18 protein-coding genes are annotated in these 22701 nt (G+C 65.0%); 11 read left to right on the top strand and 7 right to left on the bottom strand.

Annotated features, from left to right (window positions below):
- Positions 1–9: 9 nt before the first annotated feature.
- Positions 10–2985: a bifunctional [glutamate--ammonia ligase]-adenylyl-L-tyrosine phosphorylase/[glutamate--ammonia-ligase] adenylyltransferase gene (gene glnE / locus C9F12_RS07235; protein WP_108448455.1), complete on the top strand. Its 2976-nt coding sequence runs from the start codon at positions 10–12 to the stop codon at positions 2983–2985.
- A 205-nt stretch (positions 2986–3190) separates the two neighbouring features.
- Here the strand turns inward: glnE and C9F12_RS07240 are convergent, their stop codons facing one another.
- The 4 genes from C9F12_RS07240 to C9F12_RS07255 all read right to left on the bottom strand — a co-directional run bounded on the left by C9F12_RS07240 (position 3191) and on the right by C9F12_RS07255 (position 7250).
- Complete coding sequence (locus tag C9F12_RS07240; RefSeq protein WP_240184195.1) at positions 3191–3874, bottom strand: HAD family hydrolase; 684 nt, start codon at positions 3872–3874, stop codon at positions 3191–3193.
- Between the two features lie 130 nt (positions 3875–4004).
- Positions 4005–5510 (bottom strand): tripartite tricarboxylate transporter permease, encoded by a 1506-nt coding sequence (locus tag C9F12_RS07245; protein ID WP_108448457.1) that lies wholly within the window; start codon positions 5508–5510, stop codon positions 4005–4007.
- A 13-nt stretch (positions 5511–5523) separates the two neighbouring features.
- Positions 5524–6021 (bottom strand): tripartite tricarboxylate transporter TctB family protein, encoded by a 498-nt coding sequence (locus C9F12_RS07250; protein ID WP_108448458.1) that lies wholly within the window; start codon positions 6019–6021, stop codon positions 5524–5526.
- Between the two features lie 197 nt (positions 6022–6218).
- Positions 6219–7250 (bottom strand): tripartite tricarboxylate transporter substrate binding protein, encoded by a 1032-nt coding sequence (locus C9F12_RS07255; RefSeq protein ID WP_108448459.1) that lies wholly within the window; start codon positions 7248–7250, stop codon positions 6219–6221.
- Positions 7251–7836: 586 nt separating this feature from the next.
- On the opposite strand from C9F12_RS07255, the gene C9F12_RS07260 reads away from it, so the two are divergent.
- The 4 genes from C9F12_RS07260 to C9F12_RS07275 all read left to right on the top strand — a co-directional run bounded on the left by C9F12_RS07260 (position 7837) and on the right by C9F12_RS07275 (position 12227).
- Complete coding sequence (locus tag C9F12_RS07260) at positions 7837–9681, top strand: sugar phosphate isomerase/epimerase and 4-hydroxyphenylpyruvate domain-containing protein (protein ID WP_108448460.1); 1845 nt, start codon at positions 7837–7839, stop codon at positions 9679–9681.
- Positions 9682–9744: 63 nt separating this feature from the next.
- The gene (locus tag C9F12_RS07265) at positions 9745–10608 is read left to right on the top strand and encodes a saccharopine dehydrogenase NADP-binding domain-containing protein (RefSeq protein ID WP_108448461.1); all 864 of its coding nucleotides are present in this window, start codon (positions 9745–9747) and stop codon (positions 10606–10608) included.
- On the top strand, positions 10605–11045 hold the full coding sequence (gene aroQ, locus C9F12_RS07270; protein WP_108448462.1) for a type II 3-dehydroquinate dehydratase: 441 nt from the start codon (positions 10605–10607) through the stop codon (positions 11043–11045). Before C9F12_RS07265 ends, aroQ begins: the two co-directional genes overlap by 4 nt.
- Before the next feature lie 99 nt (positions 11046–11144).
- Positions 11145–12227: a Gfo/Idh/MocA family oxidoreductase gene (locus C9F12_RS07275; RefSeq protein ID WP_108448463.1), complete on the top strand. Its 1083-nt coding sequence runs from the start codon at positions 11145–11147 to the stop codon at positions 12225–12227.
- Here the strand turns inward: C9F12_RS07275 and C9F12_RS07280 are convergent.
- The 3 genes from C9F12_RS07280 to C9F12_RS07290 form a co-directional block, all read right to left on the bottom strand.
- Positions 12193–13116: a DMT family transporter gene (locus C9F12_RS07280; RefSeq protein ID WP_108448540.1), complete on the bottom strand. Its 924-nt coding sequence runs from the start codon at positions 13114–13116 to the stop codon at positions 12193–12195. The genes C9F12_RS07275 and C9F12_RS07280 overlap by 35 nt on opposite strands.
- A gap of 164 nt (positions 13117–13280) precedes the next feature.
- Positions 13281–14252: an AEC family transporter gene (locus C9F12_RS07285; protein ID WP_045991421.1), complete on the bottom strand. Its 972-nt coding sequence runs from the start codon at positions 14250–14252 to the stop codon at positions 13281–13283.
- A 68-nt stretch (positions 14253–14320) separates the two neighbouring features.
- Positions 14321–15112 carry an IclR family transcriptional regulator C-terminal domain-containing protein gene (locus C9F12_RS07290; protein WP_108448464.1) on the bottom strand — a complete coding sequence of 264 codons (792 nt, stop codon included), beginning with the start codon at positions 15110–15112 and terminating at the stop codon, positions 14321–14323.
- 356 nt (positions 15113–15468) lie between these two features.
- Between C9F12_RS07290 and C9F12_RS07295 the strand changes: the two genes are divergently transcribed.
- The 6 genes from C9F12_RS07295 (at position 15469) to C9F12_RS07320 (ending at position 22274) form a co-directional block, all read left to right on the top strand.
- Positions 15469–16806 carry an adenylosuccinate lyase family protein gene (locus C9F12_RS07295; RefSeq protein WP_108448465.1) on the top strand — a complete coding sequence of 446 codons (1338 nt, stop codon included), beginning with the start codon at positions 15469–15471 and terminating at the stop codon, positions 16804–16806.
- A 183-nt stretch (positions 16807–16989) separates the two neighbouring features.
- Positions 16990–17811: a CoA transferase subunit A gene (locus C9F12_RS07300; protein ID WP_108448466.1), complete on the top strand. Its 822-nt coding sequence runs from the start codon at positions 16990–16992 to the stop codon at positions 17809–17811.
- An 8-nt stretch (positions 17812–17819) separates the two neighbouring features.
- Complete coding sequence (locus C9F12_RS07305) at positions 17820–18587, top strand: CoA-transferase subunit beta (protein ID WP_345840291.1); 768 nt, start codon at positions 17820–17822, stop codon at positions 18585–18587.
- Positions 18588–18674: 87 nt separating this feature from the next.
- Positions 18675–19880 (top strand): 3-oxoadipyl-CoA thiolase, encoded by a 1206-nt coding sequence (gene pcaF, locus C9F12_RS07310; protein WP_108448468.1) that lies wholly within the window; start codon positions 18675–18677, stop codon positions 19878–19880.
- An 18-nt stretch (positions 19881–19898) separates the two neighbouring features.
- Positions 19899–21077 (top strand): alpha/beta fold hydrolase, encoded by a 1179-nt coding sequence (locus C9F12_RS07315; RefSeq protein WP_108448469.1) that lies wholly within the window; start codon positions 19899–19901, stop codon positions 21075–21077.
- 369 nt (positions 21078–21446) lie between these two features.
- A complete protein-coding gene (locus C9F12_RS07320; RefSeq protein ID WP_108448470.1) occupies positions 21447–22274 on the top strand; it encodes a 3-keto-5-aminohexanoate cleavage protein in 828 nt (275 codons plus the stop codon).
- Positions 22275–22701 lie beyond the last annotated feature (427 nt).

Below are 22701 nucleotides of genomic sequence, written 5' to 3' on the forward strand. Positions count from 1 at the left end.
AGAGCCGCCATGCAGCTGAGCCAGGATTTCTTGCCCCGAGACGACATCCCCACCGCCCTTGTCGGTGCCCTGGATGCCGCCTGGGAGCGCCTTGCCTCGCGGCTCGAACAGGCAGACAACGTCGCCGAAATGAGCGGCAATGAGCCCCCCGGCGAACTTTATCAGGCGCTGGAGCCCCATCGTCGGGTCGAGCTCGCCCGGGTGCTGGCGATCTCCGAGTTCGCCTGCGAGACCCTGTGTCGCCATCCCCAGTGGCTGGGTTGCCTGGACTCCAGCGGTGAGCTGGATCGTGCCTTGACGCCCGAGGCGCTTAGGCAGCTGCTCGACGAGGGCCTCGAGGCCGCCGAGGATGAAGCCGCCATGCAGGCGGCGATTCGGCGCTTTCGTGCCGCGCGCATGCTGGCCATCGTGTGGCGCGACATCAACCGTCCCGAGGGCGTCGACGCCTGGGCCACCGGTGCCGCGGTGTCGCGCCTGGCCGAGGTCTGCCTGGAAGGGGCGCTTGGCTGGCTCGAGCGCTTTGTCGAGGCCCGCTGGGGGCGTCCGGCCCCGCGCGAGGACGGCAGCGAACAGCGCCTGGTGGTGCTCGGCATGGGCAAGCTGGGCGCCGGCGAGCTGAACCTGTCGTCCGACATCGATCTGATCTTCGCCTACCCCGAGAAGGGCGAGACCCAGGGTGGGCGCAAGTCGCTGGACCACGTCGAGTACTTCACCAAGCTCGGTCAGAAGCTGATCTCGGCGCTGGACCCGGTGACCGCCGACGGCTTCGTCTTTCGCGTCGACATGCGCCTGCGCCCGCTGGGTGACGGTGGCCCCCTGGTCGGCAGCTTTTCTTCGCTGGCCGGCTACTACCAGGATCAGGGCCGCGAGTGGGAGCGCTACGCCATGCTCAAGGCGCGCCCGGTGGCCGGCGATATCGACGCCGGCTACGAGCTGTTGTCGAGCATCCGCCCCTTCGTCTACCGCAAGTACCTGGACTTCGGCGCCATCGAGTCGCTGCGCGAACTCAAGGCGATGATCAATCGCGAGGTCCGTCGCAAGGGCATGCAGGGCAATATCAAGCTGGGGCCCGGCGGCATCCGCGAGGTGGAGTTCATCGTTCAGGCGTTTCAGCTGATCCGCGGCGGGCGGGATACGGAGCTGCAGGTAACCTCGCTGAAGACCGCCATGCAGCGGCTGCCGGAGTTGGGCCTGCTGCCCCAGGAAGTGATCGACGAACTGCTGCCGGACTACGCCTTTCTGCGCGACCTGGAGCACGCCATCCAGGCCCTCGAGGACCGCCAGACCCAGGCGCTGCCCGACGACGACCTCGACCGCGAGCGGGTGGCGCTGGCCATGAACGCCCAGGGCTGGCCGGCGCTGATGGCGCGCCTGGATGAGGTGCGTGGGCGGGTGCGCAAGCACTTCGACGCGGTCATCAGCGACCCCGAGGACGAGGTCGAGGAAGATGGCGTCGACGAGGGTGCCAGTCTCGATACCTGGCGCCAGCTATGGCGCGGCGAGCCGGACGATGACGAGGCCCAGGCGACACTGCAGGACGCCGGCTTCGACGATGCCGCCACCGCACTCAAGCGAATCAAGGGACTGGCCGGGTCACGCCAGGTTCAGGCCATGCAGCGGGTGGGCTACGAGCGCCTCGATGCACTGATGCCGATGCTGCTGGACGCGGTGGCCGAGAGCGAGGCCCCGGATGCGGCGCTTGAGCGGGTGCTGCCGTTGATCGAGGCGGTGCTCAGGCGCACCGCCTATCTGGCGCTGTTGCGCGAGAACCCCGACGCCCTGGGCCACCTGATGAAGCTGTGCGGCGCAAGTCCCTGGATCGCCGAACAGATCGCCCGCTACCCGATCCTGCTCGACGAGCTGCTGACCCCGGACACCCTCTACACCCCGGCGGACAAGGCGCGCCTGGCCGACGAGCTGCGCCAGACCTTGGCGCGGATTCCCGAGGACGACGAGGAAGCCCAGCTCGAGGCACTGCGGGTGTTCAAGCACGCCCAGGTGCTGCACGTGGCGGCCTCGGACATCGCCGGCACCCGCCATCTGATGAAGGTCAGCGACTACCTCACCTACATCGCCGAGGTGATCCTCGACGCCGTGCTGGCCATGGCCTGGAAGACCCTGACCCGCAAGCACGGCTATCCACTGGGCAAGGACGGCGAGCGCGCCGGTAAAGCGCCGGAGTTTCTGATTGTCGGCTACGGCAAGCTTGGCGGCATCGAGCTTGGCTACGGCTCGGATCTCGACCTGGTGTTCCTGCATGACTGCGCCTCCCAGGGCGAAACCGATGGCAAGCGGGTCATCGACAACACCGTGTTCTTCACCCGGCTGGGCCAGCGCATCATCCACCTGTTGTCGGCGGTGACGCCGGCCGGTTCGCTCTACGAGGTCGACATGCGGCTGCGCCCCTCGGGCAACTCCGGTCTGCTGGTCAGCCCGCTCAAGGCCTTCGCCGAGTACCAGCGCGAGCAGGCCTGGACCTGGGAGCACCAGGCGCTGGTGCGCTCCCGGGTGGTGGCCGGCGACGCGACCCTGGCCGAAGGCTTCGAAGAGGTGCGCCGGGAGATCCTCGGCCGCGAGCGCGATCGCGAGGCGCTGCGCGAGGAGGTGGTCAAGATGCGCCACAAGATGCGCGATCACCTGGGCTCGAAGGGCTCCGACGATACCTTCGACCTCAAGCACGATCCCGGCGGCATGGTCGACATCGAGTTCCTGTGCCAGTACGCGGTGCTGGCGCTATCCCACCAGACACCCGAGCTGATGCGCTTCAGCGACAACATGCGCATCCTCGAGACCCTGGAGGAGACCGACCATCTCGAGGCCGACGAGGCCCAGGCGCTGCGCGACGCCTACCTGGCCGCGCGCAGCGCCAACCACCGCGCTGCGCTGACGCGGGAAAGCGCCCGGGGCGACGTCGAGGCGTTCAAGGACCACCGCCGGGCCATCATCGACGCCTGGAAAGCCTGGCTGGAGCCTGAACAGGGGTGAGCTGGCCTTCATGCACGCTGGACCGCGCTGATTCTCCGTCTAGTTCAACCTGACGCCCCGCCACAAGAACGCCGCCATGGGAGACCATGGCGGCGTTTTCGTCTTTCAGTCTGCTGAGGGACGAAGGGACGTCAGCTGCGAGGTGCCAGCTTGATGTCCCGGTGGCGGACGCGACCAGCGAAGCCCATCACGCCTGCTCCTTTCGCTAAAGCGTCAGACCTGCCAGGGCCTGGTCCAGCCCATGAAGGTCCTCAATGATGGTGGTATCGATGGAAAATGGCGAGGCTTCGCCGGGTGAACCCACTCCGACAAAGGCGGTGCCATTGGAGCGTGCGGCGCGGTAGTCGTTGTAGGAGTCGCCGACCATCACCGTGCGCCGGGCCAGCTCCTGAGTGTCGCCACCGCGCCCTTGTCTGGCGAGCAGATTGCCCAGGGCGGTCACCTTGTCGGGGGGCGCGCCAATGACGTCGTCGAAGTAGCGTGACAGTCCACGCTCGGTGACACAGTCGGCCAGTTCCTGCTGGGGTGTAGCGGACAGGAGCACCAGTGGGCAGGTTCCCTTCCAGCGCTCGAGGGCCTCCTGAGCGCCGGCAATCATCGGCGCCTCGGCCATCAGTCGTTGCATGCGCTGACGAAAGCGCTGGCACAGCTCAGCGATTCTCGCCTGGCTCGGCGGACGGCCGAGAATCTGGCCCTCGATATGGCGAAACTTCACCTCGCGGGGCTGGCCGCCGCGCCGCCCCAGGTAGGCTGCCACCGCCTGTCGCACCGGCGCCGCCTGGTCGTCGTAGAGTGCGGCGAAGGCCGCGCGTTTGAGTCGAGCGGAGTCGAGAATCACCCCATCGCAGTCGAACACCAGCATGCGGGGAGTAAAGCGGTCAGGGATCACTGGCGCTCCATCAGCAAGGTTCAACATCACCATAAAAGATACAGGGCGCGCGGAGCGCCCTGTGTCTTTGGGGGCAGGCCGACACCATGGTCGACAAAAAGCCAGCCACTGCGCCTTTCACCATGCCTGTTTACGCCTGACGCTTGAGCTTGCCGTTGACCCAGGCCTTGGCCGGGGTCTGGCCGAGCAGCACCAGAGCGATGACGGTGGTCAGCACCAACGACAGCGGGTTGGTGATCAGCGCCAGCAGGAACTGGCCGCCACTGTCGCCCACCGAGGACATGGCCTGGCGGTAGGTCTCGTCGAGCAGCGGGCCGAGAATTACGCCGAGGATGATCGGTCCCATCTGGAAATTGAATACCTTGAGCCAGTAGCCGAGGATGCCGAAGCCGAGCATCCAGTACACCTCGGTCATGTTGCTGTTGATGGAGTAGGTGCCGACCACGCACAGCACCAGAATCAGCGGTATCAGGATCGCCTTGGGTACCTCCACCACCTTGGAAAACACCTTGATACCGGTGAGCCCGAAGATCAGCAGGAAGATGTTGGCCAGGGCCAGATTGCCCACGGTGAACCAGAAGATGTGCGGCGTCTCGATCATCAGCATCGGCCCGGGATTGAGCCCGTGGATGACCAGGGCGCCGATGATCACCGCAGTGACCGCGTCGCCCGGCATGCCCAGCGTCAGCATGGGCACGTAGGCCCCACCCACGGCGGCATTGTTGGCGGTTTCCGGTGCCACCAGGCCTTCGTAGGCGCCTTCACCGAAGGGTACCTTGGGGTTCTTCACCGTGCGCTTGGCATGGTCGTAGGCAAACAGCGAGGCGATATCGCCGCCGGTGCCGGGCAGCGCGCCGACGACGACACCGATGATGGCGGTGCGCACCGATAGCGGCAGGAACTTCAGCACCATCTTGAGCGGGGGAATGATCTTGTCGACCTTCTGCTTCACCGGCACCTTGTTGAGATTGTGCAGTTGGTAGAACGCCTCGGCGACGCCGAACAGACCGATCATCACCACCACATAGTGGATGCCCCCCATCAACTGCATGTTGCCCATGGTCAGGCGCGGCGTGGCGGTGACCATGTCCAGGCCAACCAGGCCGATGGCGGCGCCCAGCGCCACCGAGAAGATGCCACGAGCCAGCGACTTTCCTGACAGGGTACTGACCAGCAGCAGACCCAGCACGGCGATCAAGAAGTAGTCACGCGGGGCAAATTCCAGGGCCATGTCGGCCAGGTAGGGTGCGGTTCCGGCGAGCACCAGGGTGCCGAGCAGACCGCCGATGACCGACATCACCGTGCTCAGTCCGATGGCGCGACCGGCCTCGCCCTTCTGGGCCAGCGGGTAGCCATCGAAGGCGGTGGTCACCGCGGAGGGCGCGCCGGGAATGTTCAGCAGGATGGCGGTACGTGAGCCGCCGTAGACGCCGCCGACGTAGATGCCGACCATCAGTGCCAGGGCATTGTTGATGTCCCAGGTGAAGGTAAAGGAAATCAGGATCGAGACGGCCATGGTCACCGACAGGCCGGGGATGGCGCCGATGTAGATGCCGCCGAGGGTGCCGAGCGCGGTCAACAGCAATAGCTGCGGGTCGAGCCAGGCCATGGCGAAGTAGGCGAAGGTGTCGTTCATGGGGCCTCCGGGCTCACGGCAGGTAGACGCGGAACACCAGCGTGAACAGCGCGTAGATGATGGCGATGGAAACGCCGGAGATGATCAGTGAGCTCACCACCTTGCCGCCGCGAAAGTAGATGAACATCAGCGCCAGGAAGATGAAGGTGCTGACGTAGAAACTGATCCAGGCGATGGCGAACAGATAGGCGATGGCGATCAGCGAGAAGACCACGATATGCGCCTTGAAGTGCTCGCCGACAAAGGCCTTGAGCTCGTCGCCGGCACTACCGAGTTCCTGTGGGCGGCGCTTGCGTCGGTGGCTCACCAGAATCACCACCGAGGAAGCCAGCATGATCAGGCCAAGCCCAATGGGAAAGGAGCCGGGAGAATTCAAGGAAGGGATACCGTCGATGCGGTAGGCCTCGTAGAGGAAGGCGAGGCTGAACAGCAAAAGCAGCCAGTCGAATACCTTCTCGCCTGGCTTGACGACCTCAAACTCCTGGGTATCGGAAGGGTGTTCGTCGTTCATGGCAGGGGTCTCGTGTCAGGGATCCCAGGACGGGGCGCTTTCGATGGGGCTCGAGCCAGCGAGCTGTCGAGACTGTTACCGTTGCGCCTGCCTTGAGTCCTGTCGCCAGGCACCGAACGTGTCGCGCACGCCGGTGCCGGTCGGGGAAGGGCGCTGCCCAGGGCAGCGCCGGTGTTGGCCGCTGTGGTCGGCTGGGCTTATTCGGTGGCCGCGGCCTGATCGCCGGGACGGGCGATGCCGAGGTCCTCCGGCGAGGTGTCGACGCTGCCCGCCTCGAACATCGACCAGGCGGTGACCGACTGCCAGTTGTCGAGATAACGCTCGGCCTCTTCGCCCTTGAGGTTCAGCGGTTCGGCACCGAAGTTCTCGAGGAAGGCCTGGAAGTCGTCGTTGGCTACCGCCTTGGCATAGGCGTCTTCGAGCACGGTCTTGACGTCATCCGGGGTCTCTTCGCGCACGAATACGCCCCAGAACGGCCCCCACGGCAGGAAGCTCTCGATTTCGGGCAGTGCCTCGGTGATGGGCGGCACTCCGGGCAGCGATTCGATCTCCTCGCCGGTCACGACGGCCAGTCCCTTCATCTTGCCGCTACGGATCTGCTCGCCCACCGCCGCCAGGCTCAGCGGCATGAAGTCGATGTGGTCGCCGAGCATGGCGGTGATGCCCGGGCCGTCACCACCGAAGGTGACGGTGCGCACATCGAGCTCATCCACAGCGTTGATCATGGCGTGAACGGTGCTCGGCAGGCCTCCGGCGCCGGTACCGCCCATGCGCAACTCGCCAGGATTTTCCTTGGCGTGGGCCATCAACTCGCTGAAGGAGTCAAAGGGGCTGTCCGCCGGCGCGGCGATGACCACCAGGCCCTGGCCGATGATATTGACGGTGTGCATGTCGTCATAACTGAAGTTGGCCAGTCCCATGATCGGGTAGAGCTGGGGGTTTTCGGCACCGTAAAGAAGGTTGTAGCCGTCCGGGCGCTGGGTCATGACGTGGTTCATGCCGATCACGCCGGTACCGCCGGGGCGGTTGGTAAGCACCACGCTGGCATCGAGGATTTCCTCGACATGGGGCGTCAGGCTGCGGGCGACGTTGTCGGTGGCGCCACCGGCACCCCACTGGATGGTGCCGGTCAGGTTACGCTCGGGGTAGTCGGCCTGAGCGCTGGCGGCGAGGCCGAGGGAGCCAAGGGCAATGGCGGCGGTCAGTGTCTTCAGCGTTGTGGTGGGCATGCAGTCCTCCGGGGATGTCTTGTTGATATGGCGGGAGGCTTTTCCCGCTTGGCCCTACCTTAATATGTAGCTGCTATGGCTGGGCCTGTTGGTGAACGCGTGATGCGATTCGAGATCCTGTAGCGAGATCGTAGAAATGATCAGGGCGTTCGCTTTGCGAACCAAAGTCCTTTATACGAACAGTAGAGGTGGGCCGGTGGAGAGTCAACGTATGTGAAGGGCATCTACGACCATGGTTGCATGCTTTGAATGGTGGAATGGTGCCTTGTGAAGGGGAGGTGCGACAAAAGGATAATGCCCGTTGCTACGGTCGGTGGACGTCCCTGGGTATGACAGGGCGCGACCCAGCCCCATAGGCCGGGGCCAGGACACGGCGGGGCTCCGCGTCGGTTGGTTTCGACGACTTATACCTTTGGCCTAGTCGATGTGCTTGCCAAAGGGGGGCGATTGTCGTGCATAATGCGAACATAAAGTCGCTATGCGAACTCGTGGGCAGCATGAACGTAGTGTCAGATCCCGCAGCGCCTGGCGATATTCTTGTTACCCAATGCGTCCAGGCGACAGTCACGGATGCCCGGAGGACAGCATGCGCTCCATCGCCACGGTTTGCCTCAGCGGTGATCTTCGCTCCAAGCTTGAGGCCATCGCTCGCGCCGGCTTCGGCGGCGTGGAAATCTTTGAAAACGACTTGATTTCCTTCGATGGCTCACCCGCCGACATCCGCGAACTGTGTCAGCGTCTGGGGCTTGCCATCGTTGCCTTTCAGCCGTTTCGCGACTTCGAAGGCATGCCAGAGCCGGCCCGCTCGAAAAATCTGCTTCGGGCCCAGCGCAAGTTCGATGTCATGGAGAAGCTCGGCACCGATTTCATGCTGGTGTGCTCCAACGTGTCGCCGCAGTCTCTGGCGGACAGCGATCGTATCGTCGAGGACCTGCGTGAGCTTGCGAGCCTCGCCCAGGCGCGGGGACTACGCATCGGCTATGAGGCGCTGGCCTGGGGACGTCATGTCTCGGATTACCGTGATGCCTGGGAACTGGTGCGGCGTGCCGATCATCCTGCCCTGGGGGTCGTACTCGACAGCTTCCACATCCTGTCCCGTGGGCACGACCCTGCCGCTATTGCGGATATCCCACGCGACAAGATCTTCTTCGTTCAGGTCGCCGACGCCCCGCTGCTGGATATGGACGTGTTGCAGTGGAGCCGCCACTTCCGCTGTTTCCCCGGGCAGGGGCGCTTGCCGCTGACATCATTCATGCAGGCGCTGGCGAAGACCGGGTACGACGGCCCGCTGTCCCACGAGATATTTTCCGACGCCTTTCGTGCCGCGCCCGCCGACGTGACCGCCAAGGATGGCATGCGCTCGCTGATCTATCTGGAGAACCTGGTGCCAGAGGGCCCCTGGGCTGGCGAGATTCCGTCAGCCAGTGGCTATGAGGGCGTTCACTTCATCGAATTTACGCTGGACGAAGACAGCGCCGCGCCGCTGGGAGAATTCATCGGAGCGTTGGGCTTTCGCCATGTGGGCCGCCACCGTTCGAAGAATGTCGAGCTGTGGAAGCAGGGCGACATCCACCTGGTGCTGAACTTCGAGACAGACAGCTTTGCCCACACCTTTCGCCTGCTGCACGGCACCTCGGTGTGTGCCGTCGGTTTTCGTGTCGATGACGTGGATGCCGCGCTGGCCCGGGCCAGGGCCTTCAAGGCGCCGGTATACCGTGGTCAGGTGGGTGAGGGCGAGATGGAGATTCCGGCACTGCGCGGGGTCGAGGGCAGCCTGATCTATCTGGTCGACGAGGACGCTGCGAGAGATCTGCAGTGGCAGACCGACTTCGAGCTGTTCGATCAGGCCCGTCGCGACGAGGCCGGATTGCTGCGCATCGATCACCTTTCCTACGTACTGCCGGCGCCGCAGTTGCTGGGCTGGCAACTTTACTACCACACCGTGCTCGGTTTCGAGGCTGACACCGAAAACGAGATCGTCGATCCCCATGGGATGATGGTGTCCCAGGCGGTCAACAGTTCCGATGGCAGCATTCGCGTGCCACTGACGGTGTCTCAGGCCCAGGGAACCTTGCCGGGCCGTTTTCTCAGCGAGTTCCGCGGCGGCGTTCAGCAAATCGCCTTCGAGAGCAGCGACATTCTGGCCAGCGTCGATGAACTCCACGCCCGTGGCCTGCCGCTCTTGCGCATTCCGCCCAACTACTACGATGACCTGGAAGCGCGCTTCGATCTCGATCCGGACTTCATCGAGGCCATCAGGCAACGAAATATCCTGTTCGACCGCAACGACAGCGGTGACTTCCTGCATGCCTACACCGACACCTTCGCTGGACGTTTCTTCTTCGAGATCGTCGAGCGTCGCGGTGCCTACCAGCGCTATGGCGAGGCCAACGCCGGGATTCGTCTGGCCGCCCAGTCGGCGCAGTCCTGAAGCAGTCACACCGACAACGTATGCGGTTTGATTTTCAATGGGCCCGCGCCCGGGAGACCAGCAATGAAACTAGGCTTGATCGGCAAGGCCATCCTCCACTCCAGTTCGCCGGACCTGCACGTTCGGCTCGGCAAGCTGACAGACATCGCGACCACCTATGACCTGTTCGACGCCAATGAAGTCCCCATCGACTCGCTGGAGGACAAGGTCAGCGAGTTGATCGCCGCCGGCTATCGCGGGGTCAACGTGACCTATCCCTTCAAGGAGCGCGCGGTGGCGCTGGCCAGCAGCGCCAGCGAAGGCGTGAGAATGGTCGGGTCGTCCAATACCCTGGTGTTCGAGGCCGATGGCATTCACGCGGAGAACACCGACTTCACCGGGTTCATGAGCGGTTACCGCGCCACCCTGGGGGAACGCCCCCCCGGCCGGGTCCTGCTGATCGGTACCGGTGGTGTCGGCAAGGCGGCGGCCTTCGGTGTGGCCCGGCTTGGCGCCAGTGAGGTGTTGCTGGTGGACCTGGAAGCGGCCAAGGCCGAGCAACTGGCCGAGGAACTGCGACGTTTCGGCTTTTCCGCCCGGGCGGTGACCGCAGATGACGTGGACCGGGTCGCGCCCGACTGTGACGGCCTGGTCAACTGTACCCCGATTGGCCACGAGAAGAGCCCGGGCTGCCCGCTGGCCCCCGCGCTGCTGCGCTCCCATCACTGGATCTTTGATGCCGTCTACGTTCCTGCGGTGACCGAGTTCGTGGCAGCGGCCAGGCAAGCCGGTGCCAGCGTGATGAGCGGTGTCAGCCTGTTCGTGTTCCAGGGCGTGGACGCCTTCAAGCACTTCTGTGAGGATGAGCGAAAGCGTGCCGCTGCCGATGAGCAGGCCGCTTCCCTGTTCGCCCACTACCGGCGTGAACTGTTGAAGGAGAATCCTTGATGAGTGGCAAGGTGCTGGTCCTGCATGGCCCCAACCTCAACTTGCTGGGTACCCGCCAGCCAGAGATCTACGGCCACGAGACCCTGGCCGATATCGACAACGCGCTGCGTGAGCACGCAGTGCTCGAAGGCTGGGAGCTCGCCAGTCGCCAGAGCAATCACGAAGGTGAGCTGATCGACGCCATCCATGCCGCGCGTCTCGATGGCACTGTCGCCATCATCATCAACCCTGCAGCCTATACCCACACCTCGGTGGCGATCCTCGATGCCCTGAACGCCTTCGACGGCACGGTGATCGAGGTGCACCTGTCCAACGTGCACAAGCGCGAGAGCTTCCGCCACCACTCCTACGTCTCGCTGCGTGCCGATGGCGTCATCGCAGGGCTCGGCAGTCAGGGCTACCACGCCGCCCTGGATGCAGTGATCAGGAAGGGGTGATCGTCCTCTTTCAGGAGCAAGCAACGCTGGCGGCGACGAGAGGCCTGCTGTGGTCGAGGGCGTCGCATCGGCTATCCGGCCACTGATGAAGGAGTCGTCATGCAGCCTTTGCGTATCGCCGTGCTCGGCGCCGGCATGATCGGTCGCGAGCACATTGCTCTGGTCCAGGACTCCGCAGATTGCCAGTTGGTGGCAGTCGCCGTCGAGTCGGCTGCACCCGGCGAACTAGGCAAAACCTTTGGTGTGCCCTGCTACACGGGCTACGAGGCGTTGCTGGAACAGGAATCGCTGGACGCCGTCATCGTCGCATTGCCCAATGCCCTGCACTTGAACGCCGGACTTGCCTGTATTGAGCGAGGATTGCCGGTGTTGATGGAGAAACCGGTGGCGGACAGTCTGGCCTCTGGCCTGGCGCTGGCCGAGGCCAGCGAGTCCAGCGGTGTGGCAATGCTGATCGGCCACCATCGCCGTCACAGTCCTGACATGATCGAGTCCCGCCGAGCCATCGACGCAGGTGAGCTGGGCCGGCTGGTCGCCGTCAACGGCGTCTGGTGGTGCAAGAAGCATGACGGTTACTTCGAACCAGCCTGGCGGCGGAAGCTCGGGGCGGGGCCGGTGTTGAACAATCTGGTCCACGATATCGATTGTCTGCGCTACCTGTGCGGCGAGATCGACAGTGTCCAGGCGATGACCGCCAACCAGGCGCGAGGCTTTGAGGTGGAAGATAGCTTCGCCGTGTCGCTGAGCTTCGCCAATGGTGCCATCGGCACCTTGGTCGGCAGCGATAGCGTGCCATCGCCCTTCATGTGGGACGTGGCATCGGGCCAGTCGCCGGTGTTTCCTCACCAGCCTGAGCCCTGCTACCAGATCGGCGGCAGCCTGGGCTGTCTAAGTGTGCCGACCATGGAATTATGGCACCACCAGGAGGGTGAGGACTGGCGCAACCCGCTTTATCGCCGGCGGTTGCAGCCGCTCCGGCATGATTGCTACCCACGCCAGATGGCGCACTTCATCGACGTGGTGCGGGGTGAGCGGGCACCGGTAATCGACGCGCGGGATGGGTTGATGACGCTGGCGGCGACCCTGGCTTGCGATCGTGCCGCGCGCACCGGGATGCGAGTGCGGGTCCAGGACATGCTGGACTGCCCTAGCGATCGCGCCCCCGAGTCAGCGCCAGGGTGATTCCGGCGGCGCTGATCAGCGCCGCGCCGATCCAGGTCTCCGGGCGTGGCACGTCGCCGAAGAAGATGAAGCCGAACAGCGCCGCCCAGACGATCTGCAGGTACAGAAAGGGCGAGACCAGCGAGGCCGGCGCGTAGCGCATGGCCAGGATCAGCGTGAGCTGACTGGCGGCGCCCATCAGGCCGACAAAGACAAACAGCGGCAGATCCCCCAGTGCCACCGGGGTCCAGAAGGCCGGGACCACGGCCGAGCTGACCAGGGCGCCGGCAAGGCCCGCGTAGAACAGCGAAGTGAGGGGATGGTCCTCGCGCCCGAAGCGTCGGGTGGACAGCTGGTAGAGGGCGAAACAGGCGGTCAGACCGAAGGGCAGCAGTATCGCCGGGTTGGCGCGCCAGTCCACCGGGCCCACGCAGATCACCACCCCACCGAAGCCCACCAGGATCGCCAGCCACTGGCGCCAGCCGACCCGCTCCTTGAGTAGCGGAATCGCCAGCAGGGTCACCAGCAGCGGCGAGCTGAAGTTGATGACGTAGACCTGCAGGATCGGCAGGGTGCGAAAGGCCAGGTAGGCGAAGGTGCTGGCCCCCAGCAGCAGCAGGCCACGAACGAACTGGCCGCCCAGGGATGACGTCTTCAGCATGGCCATGCCCGGCCCACGTCCCAGATAGACCAGGTAGCCGGTCAGCACCAGCATATGGCCAACGTAGCGCGCCCAAACCACCTGCACCGGCGAATAGTCCTGGGCCAGAGTCTTGACCCCGGTGTCGAGCATGCAGAACAGGAGCCCCGCCGCCAGCATGAAGGCGATGCCCTTCATCGGCCGGTCGCGATTGAGGGCCTGGGGCGGCGTCAGGGGCGTAGTGTCTGGTGTCGATGAAGGTGTGGACATGGCGGGCCGTTGGCGGTCGAAGCGGGACGGCGACATTCGGCGCCGACAAAAAAAGTAGCAAGCTAAATGATGCCTTTCATGGTACGTGAGCCAGCAGTCGGTCGCCAGCGAGTCAGCCAGGGTTGGGCATCAGGCCTCAGTCACTCGTCGGCACCGCGGGAGGTTCAGCCAAGCAGCGGCATCAGACCGGTGTGTGACAGCGCCCACAGGACGACGCTAAGGGTCACGAAGCTCGATAGCGTGCTTGCCATCAGGGCGGCGGCACCCACGCCCTCCATGCCGAAGCGCTGGGCGATCAGCGGGTAGATGCTGATCATCGGGCAGGCGGCGAAGATCATGGCGCCGGCGAAGATCAGGGGGGGCAAGGGCGCCAGGACGGTCTGGAAGGCCAGCAGCATGCCCAGCACCAGCAGCGGGTGGAGTACCAGCTTGCCGAGCATGATCTGGCCCATGTCCTTGACCATGCCGCGGATCTTGAGGCCGTACAGGGTGCCGCCGATGACGAACAGCGCAGCGGGCCCGGCGGCGCCGGCCAGCAGCTCGATGGTGCGATCCAGCGTCGCCGGCAGGCGTATTCCCAGTGCCGCCAGTGCCAGCCCCAGGCTCAGCGAGATCAGGATCGGGTTGCGGACAAGCCTGGTCAGGGTCTGGCGCAGAGCATCACCGGCGCGGGTGTCGCGCTGCTGACCGACCTCGGCCAGTACCAGGGCGCCGGGAATCACCAGCAGGATTTCGACCATCATGGTGTGGACCATGATGATACCCGCCGCCGCCTGACCCAGCGCCAGGGCAGCGATCGGGTAGGCGACAAAGCCGCTGTTGGAGGCGGACATGCCAAGGGCCTGGATGGCCCGCTCGGTGGGGGACTTCTTTTGGCGATTGCGCGGCAGCCAAAGGCAGGCGACGAAGGTGGCCACGGAACCCAGGGCGTAGGCTGCCAGCAGCGGCAGGCTGATCACTTCGCCAAGCGAGTTGCGGGTCAGGGCGCCGAGGATCAGTGCCGGCAGCGCGGCGTACAGCACGAAGTTGGCGACACCGGAGAGCTGCACCGGCGATACCAGGTTCCAGCGCCGGGCCAGAAAGCCGACGCCGATCAGCAGAAAGATCGGTGTGGTGATGGAGAGTATCGCTAGCATTCAGGCCTCCCTGCCATTGTCATACTTCCCCATATGCGCCTGTCCCCGGTGCGCTCAGACAAGGACGATCAGCTCACGTTGGCACGAATCTGGCGAGCCTTGCCCTGGAGCAGCGGCAGGTAGCGCTCAAGCAAGGTGTCGTGGTCGATTCTGGCGGCATTGGTGCTGATATTGATCGCACCGATCAGCTCGCCGTTGGCGTCGAAGGCGGGTACTGCCAACGAACGCAGCCCAGAATCCAGCTCCTGATCGACGATGGCATAGCCCTGCTGGCGAGCCTGGAGGATGGCGCGCTTGAGCTCAGCCTTGTCGGTGATCGTCTTGTCGGTGAAGCGCTCGAGGGTGGTGCGCTCGATAAAGGCATCCAGTTCGTCGTCGGTCTTCTGTGCCAGCAGCATGCGCCCCATCGAGGTGTAGGCGGCGGGCAGCCGCGTGCCCACCGACAGCGTGATGGCCATCAGCCGCTGGCGCGACGCCGAGCGCGCCACATAGGTGACCTCATCGCCGTCGAGTACGCCAAGAGAAGAGGATTCGCCGCTTTCTGTGGTGATGTCCTCGAGCACCTGCTGGATCAGGTGCTGATAATTGTTGGCGGACAGGAAGGCGTAGCCGAGCTTGAGCACTCGCGGCGCCAGCTCGAAGTGGCGGTGGTCCTTGCGCACATAGCCCAGGGCGTGCAGCGTCAGCAGAAAGCGTCTGGCGCGAGCACGGTTCATGCCGGTGCGCGTCGCCACCTCACTCAAGGTCATCCGAGGGTGGGCCTCATCGAAGGCCAGAATGACGTCGAGGCCGCTGGCGAGGGCAGTGACGAAGTCGCGGTCATCCGGGCTCAGGGCGGCGTCGGCCGGTGCCGTATCCATCGAGGTGTCCTTTTTTCAGATTCGAGTGTCACTAAGATCTAGTGTTGCAGTGATCGAGCGCCACGACGTGAGAGCGTTGTACAGCCCGAGCGACGATGATAGCAGGGCAGCGTCCGGATACGGCCCCCGATGTCATGGCGGCAAGAAGACATTCGTCTTCTGTGGGCGACGGTTTGCTCCCGTGTTGTCGATAATCTAGCATGCTTGTTCGAGGTGCGAACACCTGTGCGACTATTGGTGGAGCGGCCATGCTGTCGCCATCGCGTGTCCTTGTCGTTGCCTCCTCGCTGCTATCCCCTTGAACTCGCCCCGGTCGATACGCCCCATTCGCTCCCCAGAAGAAGAGGAACCTTGCCATGTCCGACGCCCTGCTGAGCCATCCATTCATGAGCCAGAGTGCCCTGGAAGCCTGTCGCGACGATGACCTGGTGGCCTCGATGCTGGCCTTCGAACTCGCCCTGGCGCGCGTCCAGGAAGGTGACGGCGCACTGCCAGCGGGCAGCGCCGAGCGCATGGCGGCGGCGCTTGAGCATCATGACTTTGACACCGCGGCCATCGCCCGGGGCATCGCCAGCGGCGGCAACACGGCGATCCCCTTCGTCAAGGCGGGGCGAGCGGCGTTGCCGGACGAGCTCAAGGCGTGCTGGCACCAGGGGGCGACCAGCCAGGATGTGGTGGATTCGGCGCTGATGCACCTGCTGACGCCGCGCCTGGCGAGCCTGGATGGCCTGCTCGAGCGCTGTCGCAACGCGGTTCTCGCGCTGATGCGTGACCACGAGCAGACGCCCATGGTCGGCCGTACCCTGATGCAGCAAGCGCTGCCGATGACCTTTGGGGTCAAGGCGGCCCAGTGGGGCATCGGGCTCGAGCGCGCGCGACGCCGGCTTGGGGATATCGCCGCCGAAGGACTGCCGGTGCAGTTCGGCGGTGCAGTGGGGGTGCACTCGGGCTGGGGGGAACAGGGGCTCGAGCTGATGCAGGCCTTGGCCGAGGAGCTTGGCCTGTCCTGTCCGGTACTGCCCTGGCATACCGACCGCCAGCCGATCCATGCCTTGCAGACCGCCCTGGACGCCGTCGCCGGGGCGTTGGAAAGCCTGGCGCTGGACGTCGCCCTGCTGACCCAGACCGAGGTTGGCGAAGTCAGCGAGCCGAGCGCCCCTGGCATGGGCGAATCGTCGTCGATGCCGCACAAGCGTAATCCGGTACGCTGCGCCCTGATTCGCGGCGCGTCGCGTCGGGTGCACGGCCACACCACGGTGATCATCGGTGCCGTGGCTCAGCCGCTGGAACGGGGCCTCGGCGAGTGGCACGCCGAGTGGGCGCCGCTCAGCGAATCGGTGCTGCTGGTGGAAGGGGCGCTGGAGCAGGCGGCAACCCTGCTGGAGGGACTCGAAGTACATCCTGAGCGCATGGCCGCCAACCTGGCGTTGACCGGCGGCGCGATCATGGCCGAGCCGGTGGCGCGCCTGCTGACACCCCACCTCGGCAGCGACAGGGCCAAGGCGCTGGCGGCCGAGGCTGCCGAGACCGCGCGCCGCCAGGGGCGTCCTTATCACGAGGTTTTGCATGAGGCTCCCCGGCTGCCCCCCGATATCAGTGTCGAGCAGCTCAAGGCCGCCACCGATCCGGCGTTATACATTGGTAGCAGCCGACAACAGGTCAGCAAGGCCAGGGAGTGGCTGGAGCAACGCTAACACATTGATTGATTGGTAGAAGGACGTGAAGGGGCGGGAGCGGCGTATGCCGTTCCCGCCCTTTTTGCGTTTGACGGCCCTGACGATCAGCAGTAACTTGTTCGTATAACAAACCTACGTTCACATAGCGAACAAGGCTGTTCTGTCCACCGCATTGGTTCATCGTTAACAGAGGCAACCCACATGGCCGAGATCCTGAGTCTTGACGAAGCGGTAAGGCGCTACGTCCACGACGGCGCCACCGTCGCCATGGAAGGCTTTACCCACCTGATTCCTTTCGCCGCCGGGCATGAGGTCATTCGCCAGCGTAGGCGCGACCTCACCCTGATCCGGATGACCCCGGACCTGATCTACGACCAGTTGATCGGTGCCGGCTGCGTGAAGAAGGTGATCTTTTCCTGGGGGGGCAACCCTGGCGTCGGCTCGCTCCATCGCCTGCGTGATGCGGTGGAAAAGGGCTGGCCCCACAAGGTCGAGATTCTCGAGCACAGCCACGCCGCCATGGCCTGCGCCTTCGAGGCTGGCGCCGCCGGATTGCCGCTGGCGGTGCTGCGCGGCTACGTCGGCAGCGAGCTGCCCAACGTCAATGACCAGATCAAGTTCATCGAGTGCCCCTTCACCGGCGAGCGCCTGGCGGCGGTGCCCTCGGTGCGCCCGGACGTCTCCATCGTTCACGCCCAGAAGGCCGACCGTGCCGGCAATGTGCTGGTCGAGGGGATCATCGGGGTGCAGAAGGAAGCGGTGCTGGCAGCCAGCCGCGCCATCGTCACCGTCGAGGAGATCGTCGATGACCTGGACACCCACCCCAACGCCTGTGTGATCCCAGGCTGGGCCATCGACGCCATCGCCGTGGCCGAAAAGGGCTCGCTGCCGTCCTACGCTCACGGCTACTACCCGCGTGACAACCGCTTCTACAAGGAGTGGGACGCCATCGCCCGCGATCGTGACGCTTTCACCCGCTGGATCGAAGACAACATCATGAACACCGCGGAGGACGCCCGATGAGCACCGCAATCGACTACAGCGCCAGCGAGATGATGACGGTCACCGCCGCCCGGGCGCTGGAAAACGGCATGACCTGTTTCGTCGGTATCGGCCTGCCGTCCGAGGCCGCCAACCTGGCGCGGCTCACCCATGCCCCCGAGGTGGTGCTGATCTACGAATCCGGCACCCTGCAGACCAGGCCGGACGTGCTGCCGCTGTCGATCGGCGATGGCGAACTGTGCGAGTCGGCGCTGACCACGGTGTCGGTGCCGGAGATGTTTCGCTACTGGCTGCAGGGCGGCAAGGTCAGTGTGGGCTTTCTGGGAACCGCCCAGATCGATCGCTACGCCAACCTCAACACCACCCTGATCGGCGACTACACCGCACCCAAGGTACGCTTGCCCGGTGGCGGCGGGGCGCCGGAGATCGCCACCAACGCAGGTGAAGTGTTCATCACCCTGAAGCACTCGCCGCGGGCCTTCGTGCGTGACGTCGATTTCATCACCACCCTGGGCTTCGGCCGCGACGGCAAGGGACGCGACGGCGTACCCAATATCGGCAAGGGGCCGACCCGCGTGATCAGTGACCTGTGCGTGATGAAGCCTGACCCGGAGGATCGTGAACTGACGGTGGTCTCGCTGCATCCCGGCGTGACGCGCGAGCAGGTCAAGGAGGCCACCGGCTGGGACATTCGTTTCGCCGCCGAACTCGAGACCACGCCGGTCCCCAGTGCCCATGAGCTCGAGGTGCTGCGTGAGCTGAAGGCGCGCACCGATCGTGCCCACAGCGGCCAGTAACCGGCCCGTCAGCCCCAACCAGACCTCCATTTCGCCCCTTCCCCGACACACCCTGCGCCAGTGCGCGGGGTGACCAAGGAGTCCGACATGACCGACGTCTTTCTCTGTCATCCCCGTCGCAGCGCCATCGGGCGCTTCGGTGGCACCCTGGCAAGCGTGCGCCCCGACGACCTGGCCGCCGATATCTTCAAGGCGGTGCTGGCTCAGGCGCCAGAGCTTGATCCCGGCGCCATCGAAGAGGTGTTCATGGGCTGTGCCAACCAGGCCGGCGAGGACAACCGCAACGTGGCGCGCATGTCGGCGCTGCTGGCGGGTCTGCCGACCTCTGTGCCCGGTACCACCATGAATCGTCTGTGCGGCTCCGGCATGGATGCGGTAGGCACCGCCATGCGCGCGATCAAGGCCGGCGAGATGGATCTGGCCCTGGCCGGCGGGGTGGAGTCGATGTCCCGGGCGCCTTACGTCATGGGCAAGGCGGAAGGCGCCTTCTCCCGGGGGCAGCAGATCGAGGACACCACCATCGGCTGGCGCTTCGTCAACCCGCTGATGAAGAAGCTTCACGATACCCACTCGATGCCCGAGACCGCCGAGAACGTAGCCGAACAGTTCGACATCTCCCGCGCCGATCAGGACACCTTCGCAGTGCGCTCCCAGCAAAAGGCTGCCCAGGCCCAGCAGGAGGGTCGCTTCGCCGAGGAAATCACCCCCATCGAGATCCCCCGGCGCAAGCAGCAGCCGCTGGTGTTCGACATCGACGAGCATCCTCGCGCCGGTACCACCCTGGAGAAGCTGGCCGCTCTGCCGACCCCCTTCAAGGACAATGGCAGTGTCACCGCCGGCAACGCCTCCGGGGTCAACGACGGCGCCTGTGCCATGCTGGTCGCAAGCCAGGCGGCGGTGGAGCGCCATGGCCTGGTGCCGATGGCGCGTATCGTCGGCATGGCCACCGGCGGGGTGGAGCCGCGCATCATGGGCTATGGCCCGGTCCCGGCGGTGCGCCGGCTGCTCGAGCGCAGCGGCGTTACGATCGACGAGATCGACGTGATCGAGCTCAACGAAGCCTTCGCCGCCCAGGCCCTGGCCTGTCTGCGCGACCTCGGCGTCGCCGACGATGACCCCCGGGTCAACCCCAACGGTGGGGCCATCGCCCTGGGGCATCCGCTCGGCATGTCCGGGGCGCGCCTGTTGATGACCGCCGCCCACGAGCTCAACAGGAGCGGCAAGCGCTACGCCTTGTGCACCATGTGTGTGGGCGTGGGGCAGGGCATCGCCACCCTGATCGAACGGGTATAGAGGAACAGGAGAGAGGTCATGGCATTTCTGAATATCGAAGGACGCAGCGTCGCGTATCGCCTGCTCGGCGCCGAGGCCAACCCTCTGGTGGTGCTGTCGCATCCGCTGGGCATGAGCCAGGCGGTGTGGGACGACGTCCTGCCGGCGCTGCTGCCACGCTACCGGGTGTTGACCTGGGACCTGCCCGGTCACGGCGCCAGCCAGGCCTGGGGCGACGGGCCGATCACTCCGGCCGAACTGGCGAAGGAAGCCATCGCCCTGGCCGACCACGCCGGCGCAGGCCGCTTCCACTTCGTCGGTACCTCCATCGGTGGCGTGGTGGGGCAGCAGCTGATCAGCGAGCACGGCGAGCGCCTGCTCTCCGCCGCCCTGACCAACACCGGGGCGGTGATCGGCACCAGCGAGCTATGGACCACCAGGGCCGAGCGTGTGCGGCGCGAGGGCCTGGCGGCGATGTCCGGCGAGATCGTGCCGCGCTGGTTCGCTGCCGCCTGCTTCGACGCCGAGCCGGCCCTAAAGGCGGGCTGGTGCACCCAGATGGGGCGCGGTGACGACGAGTCCTACGCGCTGCTCTGCGAAATGCTGGGGCGAGATACCTTCACCGGCAAGCTCTCCGGCAAGGGCGTCAAGGTGCAGCTGTTCGGTGGCAGCGAGGACCTGGCGACGCCACCGGCCACCCTGGAGGCCCTGGCGGCCGAGTGCGACGGCGCCCCGCTCGAGGTGCTCGAGGGCGTCGGTCACGTGCCTTCGGTAGAGGCGCCAAGCCGATTCGCCGAGAAGCTGCTGGCGGTGATGGCGGTGGACCTGGGCGATGTGGGCGCGGAGGGCGTCGATTATTCCACTGGCCTTGCGACCCGCAAGCAGGTGCTGGGCGAGGAACACGTGGCCCGCTCCACCCACAATGCCAACAGCCTGGACACTCCGTTTCAGCAGATGATCACACGGCTGGCCTGGGGCGAGCTGTGGTCCAACGACGACCTGACGAGACGCGAGCGCAGCATGATCACCACCGGCATTCTCGCCGCCCTGGGGCGCGAGGAGCTGACCCTGCACCTGAAGACCGCCCAGCGTATCGGCCTCAGCGAGGCGGAGCTGCGTCAGGTGCTGATGCACGTGGCCATCTATGCCGGCGTGCCGGCGGCCAATCATGCCTTTGCCCTGGCCAAGGAACTGGGCTGGGGGACGGTCGAGCCCTGAAGGTTCGTCGTCATGCGTTTGATGGAAGCCACTGAATGAAGGTGGCGGGGAGCCCCATGTCTGGTGATGTCGGCCTGTGTCTGGCGGCTCCTTGTTCCTGCGTCAGCATCCCGGCGCGAGCGTGCCTGATGCCGTCGTGAAACGGTGCGGACGTCAGTTCGCCGGCCCGCATCGGCAGACCTATCGTCAGTAGGACCCCGGTACCTGGCATCGCCTTCGAGCCTGCCTCTGTTTGCCTGCGGCATCTCGCTCCACTTGCAGGCCCACCGTTACTTCAAGGATGAGCTCGGGACCAATGTCGCCTGCCCGTCGTGGGGCCGCTCGTCTTGGTTTTCCCTATCTTAGCGTTTCGATAACAAGAGAGGACACATGTCTACTCCCTGCATCATCTGTGTCGCCATCACTGGCAGCGTGGGCCGCAAGGAACATAATCCGGCCATTCCCGTGACCATCGAAGAGCAAGTCGAAAGCACCCAGGCGGCCTTCGAGGCAGGAGCCGCCATCGCCCATTGTCATGTGCGTAACGACGATCAGTCGCCCACGTCGGATCCGGAGAAGTTTGCCAGGCTGATGGAAGGCCTGAGGACCCATTGCCCGGGCATGATCATCCAGCTTTCCACCGGCGGTCGCTCCGGGGCCGGAGAGGCACGCGGCGGCATGCTACGCCTCAAGCCCGACATGGCAAGCCTCTCGGTGGGCTCCAATAACTTCCCCAACCGCGTCTACGAGAATCCGCCCCAGCTGGTGGAGTGGCTCGCCGACGAAATGCTCAAGTACGACGTCAAGCCCGAGATCGAAGCGTTCGATCTGTCGCATATCCATCAGGCGGTGGCTCTGTCGAAACAAGGCAAGCTCAAGGGGCCGCTTTACGTCCAGTTCGTCATGGGCGTCAAGAACGCCATGCCGGTGGACAAGCCCACCCTCGACTTCTACGTCGAAACGCTGAATCGGCTCGCACCGGACGCCCAGTGGTGCGGCGCCGGGATCGGGCCCAACCAGGCCCTGCTCAACGAGTGGTCGATCGCTGCGGGCGGGCATACCCGCACCGGGCTCGAGGATAACGTGCGCCTCGATCGTCATACCCTGGCTCCCTCCAATGCGGCCCTGGTCGAGCGCGTCGTGACCCTGTGCGAGAAGTACGAGCGGCCGGTGGCCACCTGGCAGCAGGCCCGCCGGATGCTCGACCTGACTGAATGATCGGGAGGCATCTTCAGCCTTTGGAAGGCTGGCGCTCTCGGACTGGAACATCCGCCATAGTTGGCGATGACCGTCTGGGCTGCTTCCCCATCGGTTCGTCTGTTGCTGATCGAGAAGCGCCTGTATCGGGGCTCAGGCTCCCTGAAGGGCATGCGCCGGGCCTGGCTAAGGAACTGGGCTGGGGAAGCGGCGAATCATCGGCATAAGGGACATGGTTTGCCGCTTGGGGTAAAAGAGTGGTAAATAGCTGACTCACGGAGCACAGAATCCTCCAGGCAGGCAGCAAGGCTTCCTGCCCGTTGGTGACTTGCCATGCCATAGGTGGCAGGGCAACCCTGCTGCTCCATTCGTGGATCCTCGGTCAGTTGCTAGACTTGGCAAAAGGAGAAAGAGAGGATTCCGTCAGGCAGGGAGTGCCCGATGCATG

The sequence above is a fragment of the Halomonas sp. BN3-1 genome, assembly GCF_003056325.1.
Classification (GTDB): domain Bacteria; phylum Pseudomonadota; class Gammaproteobacteria; order Pseudomonadales; family Halomonadaceae; genus Halomonas; species Halomonas litopenaei.